At 72.0% G+C, this 4,056-nt stretch carries 6 protein-coding genes; 3 read left to right on the top strand and 3 right to left on the bottom strand.

Annotation, left to right across the window (positions count from 1 at the left end):
• Together AC51EU_RS27935 and AC51EU_RS27930 are read right to left on the bottom strand one after the other, a co-directional pair.
• A partial coding sequence (locus AC51EU_RS27935) for an MFS transporter (RefSeq protein WP_496269870.1) occupies positions 1 to 1,139 on the bottom strand: 1,139 nt, incomplete at its 3' end.
• A gap of 256 nt (positions 1,140 to 1,395) precedes the next feature.
• Positions 1,396 to 2,049 carry a type III effector protein gene (locus AC51EU_RS27930; protein WP_496269869.1) on the bottom strand — a complete coding sequence of 218 codons (654 nt, stop codon included), beginning with the start codon at positions 2,047 to 2,049 and terminating at the stop codon, positions 1,396 to 1,398.
• A 127-nt stretch (positions 2,050 to 2,176) separates the two neighbouring features.
• Here AC51EU_RS27930 and AC51EU_RS27925 point away from each other — a divergent pair, with 127 nt between their 5' ends.
• The 3 genes from AC51EU_RS27925 to AC51EU_RS27915 all read left to right on the top strand — a co-directional run bounded on the left by AC51EU_RS27925 (position 2,177) and on the right by AC51EU_RS27915 (position 3,606).
• Complete coding sequence (locus AC51EU_RS27925) at positions 2,177 to 2,608, top strand: Hsp20/alpha crystallin family protein (protein ID WP_496269868.1); 432 nt, start codon at positions 2,177 to 2,179, stop codon at positions 2,606 to 2,608.
• A 98-nt stretch (positions 2,609 to 2,706) separates the two neighbouring features.
• Positions 2,707 to 3,102: a DUF2267 domain-containing protein gene (locus tag AC51EU_RS27920; RefSeq protein ID WP_496269867.1), complete on the top strand. Its 396-nt coding sequence runs from the start codon at positions 2,707 to 2,709 to the stop codon at positions 3,100 to 3,102.
• A gap of 108 nt (positions 3,103 to 3,210) precedes the next feature.
• Positions 3,211 to 3,606, top strand: coding sequence for a DUF2267 domain-containing protein (locus AC51EU_RS27915; RefSeq protein WP_496269866.1), 396 nt, complete (start codon positions 3,211 to 3,213; stop codon positions 3,604 to 3,606).
• Between the two features lie 137 nt (positions 3,607 to 3,743).
• On the opposite strand, the gene AC51EU_RS27910 is transcribed toward AC51EU_RS27915, so the two are convergent.
• A partial coding sequence (locus AC51EU_RS27910) for a zinc ribbon domain-containing protein (RefSeq protein ID WP_496269865.1) occupies positions 3,744 to 4,056 on the bottom strand: 313 nt, incomplete at its 5' end.

Genomic DNA, 4,056 nt, shown 5'->3' with positions numbered 1-4,056 from the left:
CCGCGGTCCAGCAGCCCGGCGACGAGCGCGACGGCGAGGCCGGCCGCGGCGAGGACGGCGCCGACGAGGGTCGGGGAGGTCCAGCCCCAGCCCGCCGAGAGGGCCAGGCCGCCGACCCAGGCACCGCCCGCGTTGGCCAGGTTGAACGCGGACTGGTTGGAGGCGGCGGCCAGGGTGGGGGCCTGCCGCGCCTTGTCCATGACCAGCATCTGGAGCGGGGTGGTGGTCATGAAGCCGACGGCGCCGATGAGGACGACGGTGACCAGCGCGGCCCAGGTGTGGTGGGCGGTGAAGCGGAAGGCGGCCAGGACGACGGCGAGCGCGGCCAGCGAGCCGTACAGGGTGGGCCGCAGGGCGCGGTCGGTGAGGGGCCCCGCGGCGAGGGCGCCGAGGGTCATCCCGATGCCGAAGAGGGCGAGGACGCCCGTCACGGAGGTCTGGGACAGGCCGGTGACCTTGGTCATCGTCGAGGCGAGATAGCTGTAGACGGCGAAGACCCCGGCGAAGCCGAAGACGGTGGTGAGCAGGCCGAGCAGGACCTGCCGGTCGCGCAGGGCGCGCAGTTCGCCGCGCAGGCCGGTGTGCGCGCCGGCGGGCAGTGGCGGGACGAGCCGGGCGAGGGAGGCCATGGCGACCAGCCCGATGCCGGCGACGACGAGGAAGGTGGCGCGCCAGCCGAGGTGCTGGCCGAGCAGGGTGGCGGCGGGGACGCCGACGATGTTGGCGACGGTGAGGCCGAGGAACATCGTGGCCACCGCGCGTGCCTGCCGTCCCTCGCGCACCAGGCGGGCGGCGACCACCGCGCCGACACCGAAGAACGCGCCGTGCGGCAGCCCGGCGAGCAGCCGCCCGGCGATCAGCAGGCCGAAGGTCGGGGCGAGGGCCGAGGCGAGGTTGCCGACGGTGAAGACGGCCATCAGGGCGACCAGCATCGGCCTGCGGGGGAGGCGGGAGCCGAGGGCGGTCAGCAGCGGGGCCCCGATGACGACGCCGAGGGCGTAGGCGGAGACGAGGTAGCCGGCGGTGGGCACGGAGAGGCCCAGATCGTCCGCGACGTTGGGCAGCAGGCCCATCATCACGAATTCCGTGGTGCCGATACCGAAGGCCGAGATCGCGAGCGCGAGCAGAGCCAAGGGCATGAGAGACCTTTCGGGGGAACGCGCGTGGCGCACCGGCGGGGCGCGGGGCGTACGCGGGCAGCGGGACGTCCGTAAGTTCTGATACGGAACAAAGTCTCTCAGGCGGAGTATTCCGGCCCGCGAACGGGAGGTGACGGCCGCGGTGCCGGACCGCTCCGAAGATTTCCGCAGCGCACGAATAATCTCGGTGCGACCACGGAGGGCGGCCGGCCGGGCCTGTCGCGGGGGCCCACTGGGCGCGTACCGCCGTACGTGGTCAGTCAGGGGTGGCTGGGGGCGGGGCGGAACCGGTGAGGGTGTCGAGTTGGGCGGCGAGGGCGGGGTGGGCGGTGGTCAGGTGGGGGCGGGTGGCGTTGAGGGGGTGGACGAGGGTGGCGGGGTCGTCGTGGCCGAGGGCCGCGTGGAGTTGGCTGACCGGGAGGCCGGCCGCCGCGGGGAGGTCGGTGAGGGCGGTGATCTGGCCGGCGATGCGGCGCAGGTCGGCGGCGTTGCGGCGGGCCCAGACGGCGACGGTGCGTTCAGCGGCGCGGCGTTCGCGGGTGGCCTGGACGCGTTGTTCGCCGGTGGTTCCGGCGGGCCCGGGGCGGTTGCGCAGGTAGCGGCGTTCGGCGGCCTGGCGGCTGGCGACCCCGAGGGGGTGGGCGAGGTCGGCCCAGCTGGCGCCCGCGTGACGGGCCGCTTCGATCAGGCCGGTTTCCCAGCCGGTGAGCTGCTCGCGGATCTGCCGCAGCAGGAGCAGGGAGGCCAGGGCCTGTTCCGGCCCGGGGCCCGCATCGGCGGTTTCGGGGGCCTTGTGCTGGGCGGCACGCAGGGCTTCGTCCATGGCTTCCAGGGCCGTCGCGGCGGCGAGGAACGAGGCCGGGCTCCGGGTGTGGGTGCTGGAAGAGTCCGGCTGGCGGGCCGCTGTCATGAGCACCTTCCTCGCACTGTCGTCATTTCGACGACACATCGTTTGTCATCCATTGGATGACATGTTACAACAGTTTCCGTGAGGCGCATTGGCAGTAACTGCCCGAACCTGCTGGAGGTGTTCCGTGATGTTGATGCGCACTGACCCCTTCCGTGAGCTCGACCGGCTGGCTCAGCAGCTGATGGGCCAGGGCACCTGGTCGCAGCCTGCCGCGATGGCGATGGACGCCTACCGCGAAGGTGACGAGTACGTGGTGGCCTTCGACCTTCCCGGCGTCAGCGCGGAGGCGATCGACATCGATGTCGAACGAAACATGCTGACCGTCAAGGCCGAGCGCCGGCCCGTGGCGAAGGCCGACGACGTGCAGATGGAGCTGTCGGAGCGGCCACTGGGCGTCTTCTCCCGCCAGATCGTGCTGGCCGACACACTGGACACCGAGCACATCAAGGCCGCCTACGAAGCCGGAGTGCTCACCCTTCGCATCCCGATCGCCGAACGCGCCAAGCCCCGCAAGATCACCGTCGGCGGGGAGTCCTCCCACAAGGAGATCTCCGGCTGAGCGGAGCGGCCCGAGCCGGACAGTGGCGGAGGGCGGGCACCTGATCTCCCTCTCACCCGTCCTCCGCACCCACTGGACCCGAGAAGGGGGCGACCGACGTGACCCTGCGCTGGGAAGCGTTCCTCGACCATGTCAAGGAACGCGGCGAGTACGACAGCCGGCAGGAAGCCGAACGCGCAGCCCGCGTGGTGCTTGCCCTGCTGGGCGCGCACCTGGTGGGCGAGGTGCGCGCCCAACTGGCGGCGAGCCTGCCGGAAGACTTCGCCCTGATCCTGCTCAACCCGCTGCAAAGCGCCGAGCCGCTGTCACCGGAGCGGTTCGTGCGGGCGACGGCGGCCTGGATCGAAGGGGCCACCGACCAGACCGCGGCCTGGGACGTCAGTGCCGTCCTCAGCACGGCCGCCGACGCGGCCGGCGAGGACCTGCTCCAGCAGATCCTGCTCCAGCTTCCCGCGGGCTACGACCTGCTCTTCGGCCGCCCCCAGCCCACCTGACCTCCCGCACAGCCGGTGTCCGCACGCCGGCACCGCCACCTCAGCACCAGAAAGGCGAACACCACAGTGACCTCCGATCAGCGTGCACCACTCCAGCAACCGCTCGCGATGACGTACCAGCAGCTGCTGGAGAAGGTCCGCTACGAAGGCGCCTACCCCACCCGGGAACGGGCCGAGCAAGCCGTCCGCCTGGTCCTCGCAGGACTCGGACGCCAGCTGACAGGCGACGAACGCGTCGAACTGGCCGCCCGCCTGCCGTTCGAAGCCGCACGCACCCTCACCGCACAGGTCCCCGACACCCAGCCCCTCACCGGCTGGGCATTCGTCAAGGACCTCAGCACCCGCACCAGCGCCACCCTGGCCACCACCCGCTGGGACGCCGGCTCCGTCCTCGCCGCCGTCGCCACCCTGGCCGGCCCCGACCTCCTCACCCGCATCCTGAGCCAGCTCCCATCCGGCTACGCGCTGCTGTTCGGCCGAGCCGAACTCACCCCAGCCGCATAGGCGGCCCGTGTCCTTGCGGCACCACAGCACGGGGACCGCGCGAGCCGGGAGGACCGGCCGACCGCGCGGACCCACCAGGTACAGGCCGAGAGCGCCGGACCTCAGACGTGACTGCACCCGTTGACGTGCTCCCTGGCCTAAAGTCCAGGGATTCCGGCCTGGGTCGTCCGACCCTTCCGGGGGCTTCCTGCTTCACCGCGCTGTGCCGGGACTTTCGTCCTGGTCTTACCGGCGCTCCACGAGGCGTTTGGCGTCTCCGCCCGTCCGGCGGCGACGATTCGGCGTCCTTCGACCAGGACGTTGCGGGCTGCGTTGTGGTCGCGGTCGTGCACGGTGCCGCATTCGCCGCACGTCCACTGCCGGACGTGCAGGGGCTTGGGGCCGTCCCGGAACCCGCAGGCCGAGCAGACCTGCGAGGACGGGAAGGCCCGGCCCACCTTGGCGAAGGTA

The organism is Candidatus Streptomyces philanthi (assembly GCF_059553635.1).
This window is presented reverse-complemented; position numbering and strand designations above follow the sequence as displayed.

Excerpts from the sequence above, each read along its gene's own strand:
- AC51EU_RS27930 (WP_496269869.1), bottom strand. The coding sequence starts at position 2,049 with ATGACAGCGGCCCGCCAGCCGGACTCTTCCAGCACCCACACCCGGAGC.
- AC51EU_RS27925 (WP_496269868.1), top strand. The coding sequence starts at position 2,177 with ATGTTGATGCGCACTGACCCCTTCCGTGAGCTCGACCGGCTGGCTCAG.
- AC51EU_RS27915 (WP_496269866.1), top strand. The coding sequence starts at position 3,211 with ATGACGTACCAGCAGCTGCTGGAGAAGGTCCGCTACGAAGGCGCCTAC.